17 protein-coding genes are annotated in these 14617 nt (G+C 65.5%); 9 read left to right on the forward strand and 8 right to left on the reverse strand.

Annotation, left to right across the window (positions count from 1 at the left end):
* Nucleotides 1-3 precede the first annotated feature (3 nt).
* Genes VNM24_10570 through VNM24_10585 form a run of 4 tightly spaced genes read left to right on the forward strand, consistent with a single transcriptional unit; the run spans nucleotide 4 to nucleotide 2748 of the window.
* Nucleotides 4-789: an ABC transporter permease gene (locus VNM24_10570; GenBank protein HWQ39033.1), complete on the forward strand. Its 786-nt coding sequence runs from the start codon at nucleotides 4-6 to the stop codon at nucleotides 787-789.
* 7 nt (nucleotides 790-796) lie between these two features.
* The gene (locus VNM24_10575) at nucleotides 797-1210 is read left to right on the forward strand and encodes a CopD family protein (GenBank protein ID HWQ39034.1); all 414 of its coding nucleotides are present in this window, start codon (nucleotides 797-799) and stop codon (nucleotides 1208-1210) included.
* On the forward strand, nucleotides 1210-1584 hold the full coding sequence (locus VNM24_10580) for an HIRAN domain-containing protein (protein HWQ39035.1): 375 nt from the start codon (nucleotides 1210-1212) through the stop codon (nucleotides 1582-1584). Before VNM24_10575 ends, VNM24_10580 begins: the two co-directional genes overlap by 1 nt.
* 3 nt (nucleotides 1585-1587) lie before the next feature.
* The gene (locus tag VNM24_10585; GenBank protein HWQ39036.1) at nucleotides 1588-2748 is read left to right on the forward strand and encodes a THUMP domain-containing protein; all 1161 of its coding nucleotides are present in this window, start codon (nucleotides 1588-1590) and stop codon (nucleotides 2746-2748) included.
* A 57-nt stretch (nucleotides 2749-2805) separates the two neighbouring features.
* On the opposite strand, the gene VNM24_10590 is transcribed toward VNM24_10585, so the two are convergent.
* Nucleotides 2806-3939, reverse strand: a complete 1134-nt coding sequence (locus VNM24_10590; protein ID HWQ39037.1) for a PilT/PilU family type 4a pilus ATPase — start codon at nucleotides 3937-3939, stop codon at nucleotides 2806-2808.
* Between the two features lie 39 nt (nucleotides 3940-3978).
* Nucleotides 3979-5019, reverse strand: coding sequence for a type IV pilus twitching motility protein PilT (locus tag VNM24_10595; GenBank protein ID HWQ39038.1), 1041 nt, complete (start codon nucleotides 5017-5019; stop codon nucleotides 3979-3981).
* Between the two features lie 112 nt (nucleotides 5020-5131).
* Here VNM24_10595 and VNM24_10600 point away from each other — a divergent pair, with 112 nt between their 5' ends.
* From VNM24_10600 to VNM24_10620, 5 genes are all read left to right on the forward strand, one after another.
* On the forward strand, nucleotides 5132-5824 hold the full coding sequence (locus VNM24_10600; GenBank protein ID HWQ39039.1) for a YggS family pyridoxal phosphate-dependent enzyme: 693 nt from the start codon (nucleotides 5132-5134) through the stop codon (nucleotides 5822-5824).
* A gap of 214 nt (nucleotides 5825-6038) precedes the next feature.
* Nucleotides 6039-6851, forward strand: a complete 813-nt coding sequence (proC, locus tag VNM24_10605; GenBank protein ID HWQ39040.1) for a pyrroline-5-carboxylate reductase — start codon at nucleotides 6039-6041, stop codon at nucleotides 6849-6851.
* A gap of 15 nt (nucleotides 6852-6866) precedes the next feature.
* Entirely contained in the window at nucleotides 6867-7439 is a 573-nt protein-coding gene (locus VNM24_10610; GenBank protein HWQ39041.1) for a YggT family protein, read from the forward strand.
* Nucleotides 7440-7485: 46 nt separating this feature from the next.
* Nucleotides 7486-7755: a DUF167 domain-containing protein gene (locus VNM24_10615; protein ID HWQ39042.1), complete on the forward strand. Its 270-nt coding sequence runs from the start codon at nucleotides 7486-7488 to the stop codon at nucleotides 7753-7755.
* Nucleotides 7745-9688, forward strand: coding sequence for a dynamin family protein (locus VNM24_10620; protein HWQ39043.1), 1944 nt, complete (start codon nucleotides 7745-7747; stop codon nucleotides 9686-9688). Before VNM24_10615 ends, VNM24_10620 begins: the two co-directional genes overlap by 11 nt.
* Nucleotides 9689-9862: 174 nt before the next feature.
* Here VNM24_10620 and rng read toward each other — a convergent pair whose 3' ends face one another.
* From rng to VNM24_10650, 6 genes are all read right to left on the reverse strand, one after another.
* Nucleotides 9863-11317: a ribonuclease G gene (gene rng, locus VNM24_10625; protein ID HWQ39044.1), complete on the reverse strand. Its 1455-nt coding sequence runs from the start codon at nucleotides 11315-11317 to the stop codon at nucleotides 9863-9865.
* On the reverse strand, nucleotides 11314-11934 hold the full coding sequence (locus VNM24_10630; GenBank protein ID HWQ39045.1) for a Maf family protein: 621 nt from the start codon (nucleotides 11932-11934) through the stop codon (nucleotides 11314-11316). Before VNM24_10630 ends, rng begins: the two co-directional genes overlap by 4 nt.
* 37 nt (nucleotides 11935-11971) lie before the next feature.
* Nucleotides 11972-12448, reverse strand: coding sequence for a 23S rRNA (pseudouridine(1915)-N(3))-methyltransferase RlmH (gene rlmH, locus VNM24_10635; protein ID HWQ39046.1), 477 nt, complete (start codon nucleotides 12446-12448; stop codon nucleotides 11972-11974).
* A gap of 6 nt (nucleotides 12449-12454) precedes the next feature.
* The gene (rsfS, locus tag VNM24_10640; GenBank protein HWQ39047.1) at nucleotides 12455-12817 is read right to left on the reverse strand and encodes a ribosome silencing factor; all 363 of its coding nucleotides are present in this window, start codon (nucleotides 12815-12817) and stop codon (nucleotides 12455-12457) included.
* On the reverse strand, nucleotides 12807-13529 hold the full coding sequence (gene nadD / locus VNM24_10645) for a nicotinate-nucleotide adenylyltransferase (protein ID HWQ39048.1): 723 nt from the start codon (nucleotides 13527-13529) through the stop codon (nucleotides 12807-12809). Before nadD ends, rsfS begins: the two co-directional genes overlap by 11 nt.
* A gap of 59 nt (nucleotides 13530-13588) precedes the next feature.
* On the reverse strand, nucleotides 13589-14617 hold a 1029-nt coding region (locus tag VNM24_10650), incomplete at its 5' end, for a 2-oxo acid dehydrogenase subunit E2 (GenBank protein ID HWQ39049.1).

The raw sequence follows: 14617 nt of genomic DNA on the forward strand, positions 1-14617 counted from the left end.
CGTATGAGAGCGAAGGATTTCGCACCGCCTGCCGTCAGCCTGCGCTTCCTGCAGGTATGGAGGCGCAATTTCCTGGTCTGGCGCAAGCTCGCCATTCCCTCGATGCTGGGAAATCTGGCGGACCCGATGTTCTATCTGCTCGCGCTGGGCTACGGCCTGGGCGCGCTGATCGGCAGAATCGACGGGCTGCCGTACGTGACCTTTCTGGCAGCGGGCACTGTCTGCTACAGCACCATGAACACCGCGACGTTCGAGGCGCTGTATTCCGCCTTCTCGCGCATGCATGTGCAGCGAACCTGGGACGCGATCATGAACGCGCCGCTCAACCTGGACGACATCGTGCTGGCGGAGGCGGTCTGGGCGGCGAGCAAGAGCTTTCTTTCCGGTCTGGCCATCTTGCTGGTCGTGTGGATACTGGGCTTGTCGCACTCGCCGCTGACGCTGTGGATCATCCCGCTCGCCTTCCTGATCGGGCTCACGTTCGCTTCGCTCGGGCTGATCATGAACGCGCTGTCGCCGAGCTACGATTTCTTCCTGTACTACTTCACGCTGTTCATCACACCGATGGTGCTGCTGTGCGGCGTGTTCTTCCCGGTCGACAAGCTTCCTCCGGTGCTGCAATCCGTCTCCGCCGTCCTGCCGCTCAGCCATGCCGTGGATCTCGTGCGGCCGCTGATCCGGGGCAGCTCTCCCGACGGTGTGGCCATCCACGTGCTGGTGTTGCTCGGCTATGCGGCCGCCGGCTTCTACGCGGCGCTGGTGCTGTCGCGCCGCCGATTGCTGAAATAGAGTCCGCATGCTGATCGTCAAGTCGCTGCACATCGCCTTCATGGTGACGTGGTTCGCGGGGCTGTTCTATCTGCCGCGGCTTTTCGTCTACCACGCGCAGGCGGTCGAGCGCGAGGGCGTCGAGCGCTTCAAAGTGATGGAGCGCAAGCTCTACTACGGGATCATGACCCCCGGGGCCGTGCTGACGCTTGCCTCTGGCGTCTGGTTGTGGCTGGGCTGGGGTTTTGGCGGGGGCTGGCTGCATGCCAAGCTCGCCCTGGTCGGATTGCTGATCGGCTACCACATTTGGTGCGGCATCCTGCTGCAGGACTTCAAGCACGACCGCAACCGGCGCAGTCACGTCTGGTATCGGTGGTTCAACGAAGTGCCGGTGATCTTCCTCTTCGCGATCGTCTTCCTGGTCGAGCTGCAGCCCTTCTGATGGCCCGCGTCCTCCTGCTGCTGTTTCTGGCGTGCTCGGCGACCCTGTTTGCCGATGAGGCGGTGCGCGCGCGGATTCTGGTACAGGTCTCGCCGCTCGCCGGCTTCCAGTACCACGACGGCAAGGCCGTCTGGGAGGAGATGAAGGTCGGCGACCGGCTGGTCCTGGTGCGCGAGCCCGACAACCCCTACGACGCCCGCGCGGTCAGGGTCGAGTGGAACGGCCGCATGATCGGCTACCTGCCCCGGGTGGAAAACGCGGCGGTGGCTCGCCAGCTCGACCACGGCAATCGGCTGGAGGCTCGCATCACGCGTCTGACCCGTCACCGCGATCCCTGGAAGCGCGTCGAGCTGGAGGTCTTTCTGCCGCTCTGACCGATGGAAAGATTCTTCGCTTCCTGCCCGCGCGGGCTGGAAACCGTGCTGGCCCGCGAGCTTGACGCGCTTGGCGCACAGCAGGTTTCCAGAACCGAGGGCGGCGTGGCTTTCACCGGCACGCTGCAGACCATGTACCGCGCGAATCTGTGCAGCCGCATCGCGAGCCGCGTGCTGTGGCGGATCGGCTCGGGCCGGTACCACGGCGAGGAGGATCTCTACCGCGCGGCCCGCACGCTGGAGTGGGATCGCTTTTTCGCGGTGGACCGCACCATGCGCGTCAACGTTTCGGCCGTGCGCAGCCCGCTCAGGAGCCTGGATTTCGTCACGCTGCGCATCAAGGACGCGGTCTGCGACCGCTTCCGCGAAGCGTTCGGTGAACGCCCGAACGTGGACACCGCCCGCCCCGACGTGCGCGTGCACGTCTTTCTGACCGAGCACGACTACACCTTCTACCTCGATACGTCGGGCGAAGCGCTGTTCAAGCGCGGCTACCGGCAGCATGCCGGCGAAGCGCCGCTGCGGGAGAACCTGGCAGCGGGGATTCTGGCGCTGGCCGGCTGGACGCCGGCCGAGGAGGCACTGCTCGATCCGATGTGCGGCAGCGCCACCTTCCTGATCGAGGCGGCCCGGGCCGCACTGGGAATGCCTGCGGGCGCCGAACGCCGCTTCGGCTTCGAGAAGTTGAACAGCTTCGACGCGCAGTGCTGGGCACGGGTCCGCGAAACGGCGGCGCAGCCGGCGGTGCCTGCGCCGCTGCGGATCTTCGGCTCGGATGTGGACGGCGACGCCCTGGAGTCGGCGCGCCGCAATCTGATCGCGGCGGGCGTGGAGCGCTCGGTGAGGCTGGAGCGCTCCGACGTGCGGTCGATCGCGGCGCCGGCGGCCCGCGGCGTGCTGATCGCGAACCCGCCCTACGGCGTGCGGCTGGGAGATCAACGCAGGGTCGCCGAGTTCTATCCGGAATTGGGCAACGCGCTGAAACGGAACTTCGCCGGCTGGCGCGCCTATGTCTTCACGGCCGACCTGCGCTTGCCGAAGCTCATCGGGCTGCGGCCCTCGAAGCGCATTGTGCTCTACAACGGCCCCCTGGAATGCCGGCTCTACGAGTTCAGGATGGTGGCGGGCTCGATGAGGAGAGCGAGGATAAAGGAGGAGGGATGAGCGGATCGAATCTCAGGCCGGCTGCCTTGTCCCTGCGCCTTCCTCCCTCATGCTCGGCTAGACGATGTTGAGGTGATCCAGCCCGGACATGACGTCCTTGTCCTTGGCTTCCTTGCCGTGCAGCTTGATGGCCAGCCGCAACTCGTTCATCGAATCGGCGTTGCGGATCGCGTCCTCGTAGCTGATCAGTCCCGCCTCGTACAGGTCGAACAACGCCTGGTCGAAGGTCTGCATTCCCAGCTCGCGCGACTTCGCCATGATGGCCTTGATTTCGTGCACCTCGCCCTTGAAGATCAGATCCGAGATCAGGGGCGAGTTGAGCATGATCTCGATCGCGGCGACCCTTCCCTTGTCCTTGCGCGGGATCAGCCGCTGGGAAATCATCGCCCTGAGGTTCAGCGACAGGTCCATCAACAGCTGCGGGCGCCGTTCCTCGGGGAAGAAGTTGATGATCCGGTCCAGCGCCTGGTTGGAGCTGTTGGCGTGGAGGGTGGCCAGGCACAGATGGCCGGTCTCGGCGAACGCGATCGCGTGGTCCATCGTCTCCCGGTCGCGGATTTCGCCGATCAGGATCACGTCCGGCGCCTGGCGCAGCGTGTTCTTCAGCGCGTTTTCCCAGGACTCGGTATCGACACCGACCTCGCGCTGCGTGACCACGCAGTTCTTGTGGTCGTGCACGAATTCGATCGGGTCCTCGATCGTGACGATGTGACCGTAGCTGTTCTCGTTGCGGTAACCCACCATCGCGGCAAGTGTCGTGGATTTGCCGGAGCCGGTGGCGCCGACCACCAGAACGATCCCGCGCTTGGACATGGCCACGTCCTTCAGCGTGGCCGGCAGGCCCAGGTCCTCGAACTTGGGGATGGTGGTGGTGATGGTCCGCAGCACCATGCCGACGCGCTGCTGCTGGACGAAGGCGTTGACCCGGAAGCGGCCGATCCCGGGAGGGCTGATCGCGAAGTTGCACTCCTTGGTGGCTTCGAATTCCTGCGCCTGCTTGTCGTTCATCAGCGCGCGGGCCAGTTCCTGCGTGTGCTGCGGGGTCAGCGTCTGGTTCGACACCGGCGTCATCTTGCCGTCGAGCTTGAACGCCGGCGGGAATCCGGCCGTGATGAACAGGTCCGACGCCTTCTTGGCGACCATCGCACGCAGCAACTCGTGCACGAATTTGACTGCTTGGTCTCGTTCCATGCGTTTCTCCCGGGCGATGCGTCCGCCGTCCGGCCGTCCTTACATGAAGTTCTCTTTGTTGGCGGCCTTGGAGCGCGCTTCTTCCTTGGAAACGACGTTGCGCCTGACCAGTTCGGTCAAGCACTGATCGAGCGTTTGCATGCCCACGCTCTGTCCGGTCTGAATGGCCGAGTACATCTGCGCCACTTTCGCCTCCCGGATCAGGTTGCGGATGGCGGGAGTGCCGATCATGATCTCGTGCGCCGCCACGCGTCCGCTGCCGTCCTTGGTCTTGCACAGCGTCTGCGAGATCACCGCGCGCAGCGACTCCGACAGCATCGCCCTCACCATTTCCTTCTCCGCCGCGGGAAACACGTCGATGATGCGGTCGATGGTCTTTGCTGCGGAACTGGTGTGCAACGTGCCGAACACTAGGTGTCCGGTCTCGGCCGCAGTGAGCGCGAGCCGAATGGTTTCGAGATCGCGCATCTCGCCCACCAGGATCACGTCCGGGTCCTCGCGCAGCGCCGATCTGAGCGCGTTGTTGAACGACAGCGTGTGCGGCCCGACCTCGCGCTGGTTGATCAGGCATTTCTTCGACTCGTGCACGAACTCGATCGGGTCCTCGACCGTGAGGATGTGGCCGAATTCGTTCTCGTTTATGTGGTTGATCATCGCAGCTAGAGTCGTCGATTTGCCCGAGCCGGTCGGTCCGGTCACCAGCACGATGCCGCGCGGATATTCGGAGATCTCCTTGAAGATCGCCGGGGCCTTGAGTTCCTCGAGGGTGAGCACTTTCGAGGGGATCGTGCGCAGCACCGCGCCGGCGCCGCGGTGCTGGACGAAGGCGTTGACCCGGAAGCGCGCCAGGTTGGGTATCGCGAAGGAGAAATCGCATTCGAGATTCTCCTCGTAGAACTTGCGCTGCCCGTCGTTCATGATGTCGTACACCATGGCATGTACGTCCTTGTGCTCCATGGGCGGCAGGTTGATCCGGCGCACGTCCCCGTGCACGCGAATCATCGGCGGCAATCCGGCCGAAAGGTGCAGGTCGGAGGCCTTGTTCTTTACCGCAAAGGCGAGAAGTTCGGCGATGTCCATCTATAATCCGCTGGGCGATAGGGACGGGTACTCAAAGCCTCCTGAAGGCGTCCGCGCTGGGCAGAAAAATCTAGCTGCATTCGAGGCTTAGCGTAAAGAGTGCAAGCAGATTATGACAACAATAGCCGCCCGCTTGCAAGCCGTTCGGAGCCGCATCGAGCAGGCCGCCGAACAGGCCGGACGCGACCCCGGAGAAGTGTGCCTTGTTGCGGTCAGCAAAGGTTTCCCGGCCGACGCCATCCGCGAGGCGTTCGACGCCGGCCAGCGTGCCTTTGGCGAGAACTACGCGCAGGAAGCGCTCGACAAGATGGCATCGTTGCGCGGCCTGCCCATCGAATGGCACTACATCGGTCCGATCCAGAGCAACAAGACCCGCGCCATCGCCGCGGGTTTCACATGGGTTCACTCCGTGGATCGGTTCAAGATCGCGCAGCGCCTGTCCGACGCTCGACCGCGCGCCCAGCCCGCGCTGAACGTCTGTATCCAGGTGAATGTCAGCGGAGAATCTTCGAAGAGCGGTGTCGCTCCGGGCGAAGCGCTCGCGCTCGCGCGGCAAGCGGCCTGTCTGCCGGGATTGCGCCTGCGCGGGCTGATGGCGATTCCTGAGCCGACGCAAGACATGCGCCTGCAACGCGTGCGCTTCGCCGAGTTGCGCCGTCTGAAGGAAAGCATCTGCGCGAGCGGCTTGGCGCTGGACACGCTTTCGATGGGAATGACCGAGGATCTCGAGGCGGCGATCCTGGAAGGCGCAACCCTTGTGCGCGTGGGGCGCGGTATTTTCGGCGAACGGCCGAAACGTGCCTGAGGGCTGCAGCGCTGCGCGCGACCCGCCTTGCCGTGCTTGCGCCGGAGCACCTATACTGCGGGCACTGTTCACCGCCCGTCGCGATGCCATCCAGACCGGATTGCGAATCCGATGACGGCCGGGCCGGGGTCGTTCGACCGGCCGTCGGCGCCGATCGCCCGGCAAGACCACGCCAGCGCGCACGCCCGTTGCGCAATGGAAACGGCCTCGACGCATGAAGATCCTCTTCATCGGCGGCGGCAACATGGCCAACGCGCTGATCGGCGGCTTGATCGAGCAGGGTTTCGCGACGCGCGACATCGAAGTCGCGGAAATCTCGGCACAGGCCCGCGCCCGGCTTTCCGAGCTGCATGGCGTGCGAACCGTCCCCAGCGTGCACGAAGCGGACCCGGCGCACGACGTGGTGGTTCTCGCCGTCAAGCCTCCGCAGATGGCGACGGTCTGCCGCGCACTGGGCGATAAGTTTCGTGATGCGCTCGTGGTCAGCATCGCCGCCGGCATTCGCACGGCCGATCTGTCGCGCTGGCTCGGCGGCCGGGACCGGCTGGTGCGCGCGATGCCCAATACGCCGGCATTGCTCCGGGCGGGTATCAGCGGCCTGTATGCATCGCCGGCGGTCGACGCGAAGGATCGCCGCGAGGCGCAGCGCATTCTCGGCGCCGTGGGTAGCGTCCTCTGGTTCGAACAAGAGCGGATGCTCGACGCGGTCACGGCCGTGTCCGGCAGTGGGCCGGCCTACGTGTTCTATTTCATCGAAGCGCTGGAACAGGCCGCGCTTGCCCTGGGCATCGAGGCGGCGGCTGCCCGCAAGCTGGCGATCGAAACCTTTCTGGGGGCGGCGAGGCTTGCAGCCCGGGGGGAAGATCCGCCGGCCGTGCTCCGAGAAAAAGTGACTTCCCGGGGCGGTACCACGGAGCGGGCGTTGAAGGTGCTCGAGGCCTCCGCGGTCAAGGACAGGATCATCGAGGCGGTGCGCGCGGCGGAGCAACGCGCGCGGGAACTGGGCGAGGAATTCGGGAGACTGTGAGGCGATGCGCGTTGCATGAACCAGGCGTTCATTTTTCTGCTCGAGACTTTCCTGGGGCTCTTCGCCTTGGCATTGCTGCTGCGATTCTATCTGCAGGCCGTGCGCGCCCCGGTCCGCAATCCCCTCGCGAACTTCATCGCGGCGCTGACCGACTTCGTCGTCTTGCCGGCGCGGCGCGTGATCCCCGGCCTGTGGGGGTACGATCTGTCGAGCCTGGTGCTTGCCTGGTCGGTGAAGTTCGTTCTGGCCGCTTTGGTGCTCTCGCTCAAGGGCTACGAATTCGGTCCCGCGATCGGAAGCGGCCTGATCGGGCTTGCACTGCTCGCGCTCGTCCATCTGGCGCGGCTGTTCGTCTACGTGCTGATGTTCGTCACCATCGTGCAGGCGGTATTGAGCTGGGTGAACCCGCACAGCCCGGCGATGCCCATCCTCTCGCCGATGACGCGCCCATTTCTGCGGATTTTCCAGCGCTGGATCCAGCCGGTCGGCGGCGTGGATCTGTCGCCGCTCTTCGTGCTCGTGCTCTGCCAGCTGGCCCTGATGTGGCCCCTCTCTACGCTGGAGAGCCTGTTCGCGCGAATGCTGTAGCGAGGCTGTGACCTGGTACCGGCATGACGCCTCCCGCAACGTGCTGATGCTGGCGCTGCACGTTCAGCCCAACGCCCGCCGCAGCCAGTTTGCCGGCCTGCACGGCGGGCGCCTCAAGGTGCGCCTCGCCGCACCTGCAATCGACGGCAAGGCTAATGCCCTGCTTGTTGATTTTCTTGCGGAAAGTTTCCAGTTGCCGGCCCGGAGGGTTATCATTAGCCAAGGCGGGCGGTCCCGGGCCAAAGTGGTGCAGATCGTGGATGCCGGACCGGAGCTGCTTGCCCGGATCAGCCATCTCGCCGACGATGACCACTGAACTCGAAAGCCAGGTCGCCCAATACCAGCAGTGGCGCGAAGAATTGCGCGGCTGCATCGAGGCCTACCAGACCTGGCTGGAAACCCATGGCCATGCCGACATCCAGAAGAGCCTGCGCGTCTACGATCTGGCCGAAAGCCTGCGCAACGATCGCATGGTGCTCGCGTTTCTCGCCGAGTTTTCGCGCGGCAAGACCGAGCTGATCAATGCGATGTTCTTTTCCGATTTCAAGCAGCGCCTGCTGCCCTCGGACGTGGGCCGCACGACGATGTGTCCGACGGAGATCTTCTACGATCCGGGCGACGAGCCCTACATCCGCCTGCTGCCCATCGAGTCGCGGCGCGGGGAGGAAAGCATTTCCGCGCTCAAGCACCGGCCGGTCGAATGGGTGAAGATCTCGCTCGATCTCGGCTCCGAGGAAGAGATGGCCAAGGCGATGGCGAGCCTGGCAGAGACGAAGTCGGTACCGGTGGAGGAGGCGGCGGCGCTGGGCTTGCTGGACCAGTCCGAATTCGTGACCACCACCGTCATGCTCAAGCAGGGCGGGCGCATCGACATCCCGTGCTGGCGGCACGCCATGATCAATTTCCCGCACCCGCTGCTGAAGAACGGCTTGGTGATCCTGGACACTCCGGGGCTGAACGCGCTGGGCACGGAGCCGGAACTCACCCTATCGATGATCCCGAACGCGCACGCCGTGGTGTTCCTGCTGGCGATGGACACGGGGGTCACCAAATCGGATCTGGACGTGTGGCAGAAGTACGTCAAGGACTATGTGACCCGGCGCATCGCGGTGCTCAACAAGATCGATCTCCTGTGGGACGACCTGAAGACCGATTCGGAGATCGAAGGCGGCATCCAGCGCCAGCTCGAGGAGACGGCGAGAATCCTGGATCTGCCCTCCGATCACGTGATCGCGCTCTCGGCGCAGAAGGCCCTGGTGGCGCGCATTCGCGGCGACGCGCTCCTGCTCAGGCGCAGCCGCATCGATCAGCTCGAAACCCTGCTCGCCGATGAGATCATCCCGTCCAAGCAGCTCATCCTGCGCACCGCGGTTTCGCGCGAGATCGGCGGCATGGTCGAGTCCTCGCTGCAGGCTGTCATCAACCAGCTCGAATCCACCCGTGTCGAGCTGCGCGAGATGTCCAAGCTCTCGGGCAAGAACCGCGATCTGGCGAAGGTCCTGCTGAGCAAATTCGAGCACGACCGCAACGAATACGTGCGCCACACCGAGAGCTTCAAGACGTCCTACACCGTCGTGCTCAAGCAGGGGCAGGCTCTGCTCGCCACGCTCGAAGAGGAACGGCTCAACGACATCCTCGCCCGGAGCGTGCAAGCGATGGAAGACAGCTGGACGACCGCCGGCCTCATGCGCAGCATGCAGGCGCTGTTCGACACGTTCTCGCGGCAGGCAGAGAAGATCCTGGCGTTCGCCTCGGAAACCCGCGATTTCGTCGACAACGTCTACGATCAGTTCCACCAGCAGTACGGGTTCAAGAAGCTCACGCCGCCGGCGCTCGACCTCGAGCGGCACATCCTGCGCATGCACTCGCTGCAGCAGAGCACGGAGCGCTTCTGCCGGGACCCTGTGAACGTGCTCGGACGCGAGAAGCGCTTCGTGATCCGGCGCTTCCACCGCGAGCTGGTGGGACAGGGCCTGCAGCTGTTCCGCGAGGTGCGCTGGGAGCTGGATGGCTGGCTGCGCGGTGCGCTCAATCCCCTGTCCACCCAGTTGAAGGACCACCAGAAGCTGCTCGAGCATCGGGTGGAAAGCCTGCGCAGGATCGCGGGCGACATCAACACGCTGCAGGAGCGCGTGCGCCACCTGGAGAAGCAGCAGCTCGCGCTCGGCAAGCAGCTCGAAGAGCTGACCCGCATCCGCGACGTGCTCAACGCCGAGCCGCCGACGGTAAGAGTCGCCAAGGTCGCATGAAAAACTGGGTGCGATAGTTCCCTCGTAATCGACATCGAGGTCGAAATCGAGCGATGCTCGCCCGCGTCTGCAAGGCATACGCGCGCGGCGGGACTTGCAGATGGCGGGTGACCACACGCGCTTTGCACTCGAATTTCTTGGTGGCCTTGGTGTCTGGGTGGCGATGTTTCCGTTCTAGACCAGGATGATGTCGTACTGCTCCTGGGTGTAGAGCGTTTCGACCTGAAGCGAGATCGGCTTGCCGATGAAGTCCTCGAGCATCGCCAGGCTTTGCGATTCCTCGTCGAGGAACATGTCGATGACCTTCTGCGAGGCGAGTATGCGGAACTCCCGGGCATCGAACTGCCGCGCCTCGCGCAGCAGCTCACGCAGGATCTCGTAGCAGATCGTCCGAGCCGTCTTGACTTCGCCGCGCCCGTGGCAGGTCGGACAGGGCTCGCACAGTACGTGTGCCAGGGACTCGCGCGTGCGCTTGCGCGTCATCTCGACCAGTCCGAGCTGGGTGAAGCCGTTGACCGTGACGCGGGTGCGGTCGAGCGCAAGCGCCTTCCTGAACTCCGTGAGCACCGAGTCACGGTGCACGTCGCTTTCCATGTCGATGAAGTCGACGATGATGATCCCGCCCAGGTTACGCAGCCGCAGCTGGCGCGCGATGACCTGTGCGGCCTCCAGGTTGGTCTTGAAGATCGTGTCGTCGAAGTTGCGGCCGCCCACGAACCCGCCGGTGTTGACGTCGATGGTGGTGAGCGCCTCGGTCTGGTCGATGATGAGGTAGCCGCCGGACTTCAGCGGCACGCGCCGCGCCAGCGCCCGCTCGATCTCCTCTTCCACGCCGTAGAGCTCGAACAGCGGCCGGTCCCCCGTGTAGTGCTGGATGCGGTCGGCAAACTGCAGCGTGTACTCCTTGGCGAAGTCCGTCATCTTCTGGAAGGTCTCGCGCGAATCCACCAGCACGCGCTCGCACTCGTGACTGACGAAGTCGCGCAGCACTCGCAGGCTCAGATTGAGGTCCTGGTAGAGCGGCGCCGGAGCCTGCGCGGTGCGCGCCGCCTCCTGGATGCCGGCCCAGAGCTTGCGCAGGTACTCGACGTCGGCCGCGAGCTCGATCTCGCTCGCGGTCTCGGCCATGGTGCGGATGATGAAGCCGCCGTCCTCGTGATCGTGCAGCAGGTGCTGCAGCCGCTCCTTGAGTAGCGCGCGCTCGGCTTCGTCCTCGATGCGCTGGGAGATGCCGATGTGGGATTCCTGCGGCAGATAAACCAGCAGCCGGCCGGCGATGCTGATCTGAGTCGACAGGCGCGCGCCCTTGGTGCCGATCGGGTCCTTGACGACCTGCACCAGCAGCTTCTGCCCTTCATGCAGGAGCTTCTCGATGGGTTTGGTCTCGCCGTGGTTCTGGCGGTGGCCCCACAGGTCCGCCACGTGCAGGAAGGCGGCGCGGTCCAGTCCGATCTGCACGAATGCCGACTGCATTCCCGGAAGCACGCGCGAGACCTGCCCGAGATAGATGTTGCCGACCAGGCCGCGGCTGGAGCTGCGTTCCACATGCAGCTCCTGGACCACGCCCTGCTGCATGACGGCCACGCGCGTCTCCTGCGGCGTGACGTTGACCAGGATCTCCTCGTTCACAACGTGCGATAGCCGAAGGCGGCCAGCAGACGCGCGGTCTCGAATACCGGCAAGCCCACCACACCCGTATAGCTGCCGGAGATGTGCTCGATGAACATGGCGGCCTTGCCCTGGATGCCGTAGGCGCCGGCCTTGTCGAAGGGCTCCCCGGTGGCCACGTAGCGCCGGATCTCGTCGTCGGACAGCGGCTTGAAGCGCACTTCGGTGGTGGATACCGCATCCTCGATCCGCTCGTTGAACTTCACCGCCACGGCCGAGTGCACGAAATGCGTCGCGCCGGAGAGCCGCTTGAGCATGGCGACCGCGTCCTCGCGGTCCCTGGGCTTGCCCAGCAGCTCGGTGCCCAGAGCCACCGTGGTGTCGGCCGCGAGCACCGGGTGGCGCATCAGGCGCCGCTGTTCGAGTCGTATCCAGCCCGCTTCCGCCTTCTCGCGGGCCACCCGCAGGGCGTAGTCGCGCGGCGCCTCGCCGGGAAGGGGGGTCTCGTCGAAATCCGCCGCGCGCCCCACGCCTTCGCGCAGCAGCAGCATTTCGAAGTTCACGCCCATCTGCTTGAGGAGTTCACGGCGCCGCGCGCTGCGCGAGGCAAGGTAGATGTGTCGTTCCAGGGAGGCCACGTTGTTCTGCTCTTGTTGGAATCCGCGCCGGCGGTCGCTAGTCCCGATGATAAGGATGATTGCGCAGCAGCGCAGCCGCACGATACAGCTGCTCGGCAAGCACGACGCGCACCAGCGCGTGCGGCAGCGTCATGGGCGAGAGGGAAAGAACGAGATCGGCCGCGCGCTTGATCTGCTCGTCGAGGCCATCGGGCCCGCCGATCAGGAAGCAGACGTCCCGCCCGCCTCGTATCCAGCCATCCAGCTGCCTCGCGAACTGGGCCGTGGTCAGCGCCTTGCCGCGTTCGTCCAAGGCTACTTTTACACTGCCCGTCGGCGCGGCGGCAAGGATGCGCGTCCTTTCCCCCGCCTGCACGCGCCCCCGCGCCGCAGCGCTCGCATCGCCGCGGCGGTCCGGTTTGATCTCGTGCAGCACCAGCGCTAGCTCCCGGGGCATGCGCCGCGCGTATTCGTCGTAGCCCATCGCCACCCAGGCAGGCGGCTTGTGGCCGACGGTGATGATGTGCAGTTTCAGAGGCTTTCAGCGCGCCACCCGACGACCGGGCGGGTGATAGGCCGGCGCTTTGCCGCCCCAGAGCTGCTCGAGATTGTAGTAGGCGCGCACCGGCGGCTGCATCACATGCACGATGACCTCGCCGAGGTCGACCAGAACCCACTCCGCAGCGCGCTCGCCTTCCACGCCGTGCACCGTTGCCCCGCCCGCCTTGAGCTTCTCCCGGACGTTGGCTGCCAGCGCCCGGGCCTGACGGGTCGACTCCGCGCTCGCCACGATCATGTAGTCGAACAGCGAGGTCATCTTTCGAACGTCCAGGACAACGATGTCCTTGGCCTTGATGTCTTCCAGCGCCTCGATGGCGGCGTCGCGGATCGATTCAGCGCGCATTGCGCTCCCGGTACAGGCCATGGCTTTCAATATAGGCAATGACCGCGTCGGGCATCAGGTAACGCAGGCTGCCGCGGCGCGCGATCAGCGCGCGCAGCCCGGTGGCCGAGACGTCCAGGCCGGTCAGCTCGTGGGTGAAGATCCGGCCCGCCGGCTCCAGTGGCAAGGTGTTCGGATCGGGCAGGTGGCGCTTCAGGTAGGCCGACTTGAGCGGACCGGGCAGGGAAGCGGCGAGCTGCTCGAGCGGGTAGCCAGGCCGGCGTGCCACCACCAGATGCGCCAAGTCGAAGATTTCGGCCCAGCGGTGCCAGGTCATGAACGCGACGAAGGCGTCCGCACCCATGAGCAGGCATAGCGGCCGCTCTCCGAGCTCGGCACGCATCTCGCTCAGGGTGTCGTAGGTGTAACTGGCGCCCTCGCGTTTGAGTTCCCGCGCGTCGAGGCGGAAGCGGGGATTGCCGTCGATGGCCAGCGCGACCATGGCGCGCCGGTGCTCCGCCGAGGCGCCCGGTGCGGCGCGATGTGGCGGGAGCGCGGCGGGCACGAAGCGCACTTCGGCGAAGCCGAATACGTCGGCCAGTTCCTCCGCCAGACGCAGGTGCGCGAAGTGGATGGGATCGAAGGTGCCGCCGAAGACTCCGATGGGGCCGCAAGACGCGTAGCCCGGGGTCGACAAGCCCGGGCTGTGCGCGGTCGGGAAGTGGTCCGCCACGCGGCGTCAATGCGCGCGCCGACGCGCGTGCCTTCCGCGTCCAAAGAGCACCTGGCGCCTCATAGGGTAAGGCGCCGGATATCGGACAGCACGGCCGCCAAGTAAGTGATGAAACGGGCGCCTTGCGCGCCGTCGATCACCCGGTGGTCATAGGACAGCGACAGGGGCAGCATCAGCCTCGGCCGGAACTCCGATCCGTTCCAGACCGGCTTCGCGACCGCGCGCGCCACGCCGAGGATCGCGACCTCGGGCGCGTTGATGATGGGCGTGAAGTGGCTGCCGCCGATGCCGCCGAGGCTGGAAATGGAGAACGTCCCGCCCTGCATGTCACCGGGCGAAAGCTTGCCGTCGCGCGCCTTGGCGCTCAGCTCGGCGAGCTCCTTAGCCAGCTGCAACACGCCTTTTTGATCCACGTCGCGGATGACCGGAACGACCAGGCCGCCCGGCGTGTCGACCGCCACACCGATGTGGTAGTAGCGCTTGATCACCAGCGCGTCGCCTTCCGGAGCGAGGGAGGCGTTGAACTCGGGGTGTTTTTTCAGAGCCGCCACAGCCGCTTTCATGATGAAGGCGAGCGGCGTGAGCCTCACGCCCTGTTTCTGCGCCTCGTCGGCCATCTCCTTGCGGAAAGCTTCCAAGTCGGTGATGTCGGCTTCCTCGTTCTGCGTGACGTGTGGGATGTGAACCCAGTTGCGGTGCAGGGCCGGGCCGGAAATCTTCTTGATGCGCGACAGCGCCTGCCTTTCCACCGGACCGAACTTGGCAAAATCCACTGCTGGCCAGGCCGGCAGCCCGACGAGCGCGAGTGCGCCGGCGGCGGCGGGCCCCGGTGCGCCGCTGACCATGCTCTTGACGAAGTTCTGAATGTCCTCGCGCAGGATGCGGCCCTTCGGCCCGGTTCCTTTCACCTTGGCGAGGTCCACCCCCAGCTCGCGCGCAAAGCGGCGCACGCCCGGGCTGGCATGCGCGACCGCGAACCCCCCTTCGTCGACCGCCGCGGATGCGCTCGGAGCCGGTGCCGCAGCAGCCGCGCTCGGCCGAGGTGCCGCGGCGGCCGCGGGTGCCACCACCGCGGGCGCAGCGGCGGG

The sequence above is a fragment of the Burkholderiales bacterium genome (assembly GCA_035560005.1).
In the GTDB taxonomy this organism is placed as follows: Bacteria; Pseudomonadota; Gammaproteobacteria; order Burkholderiales; family Eutrophovitaceae; genus DASRFY01.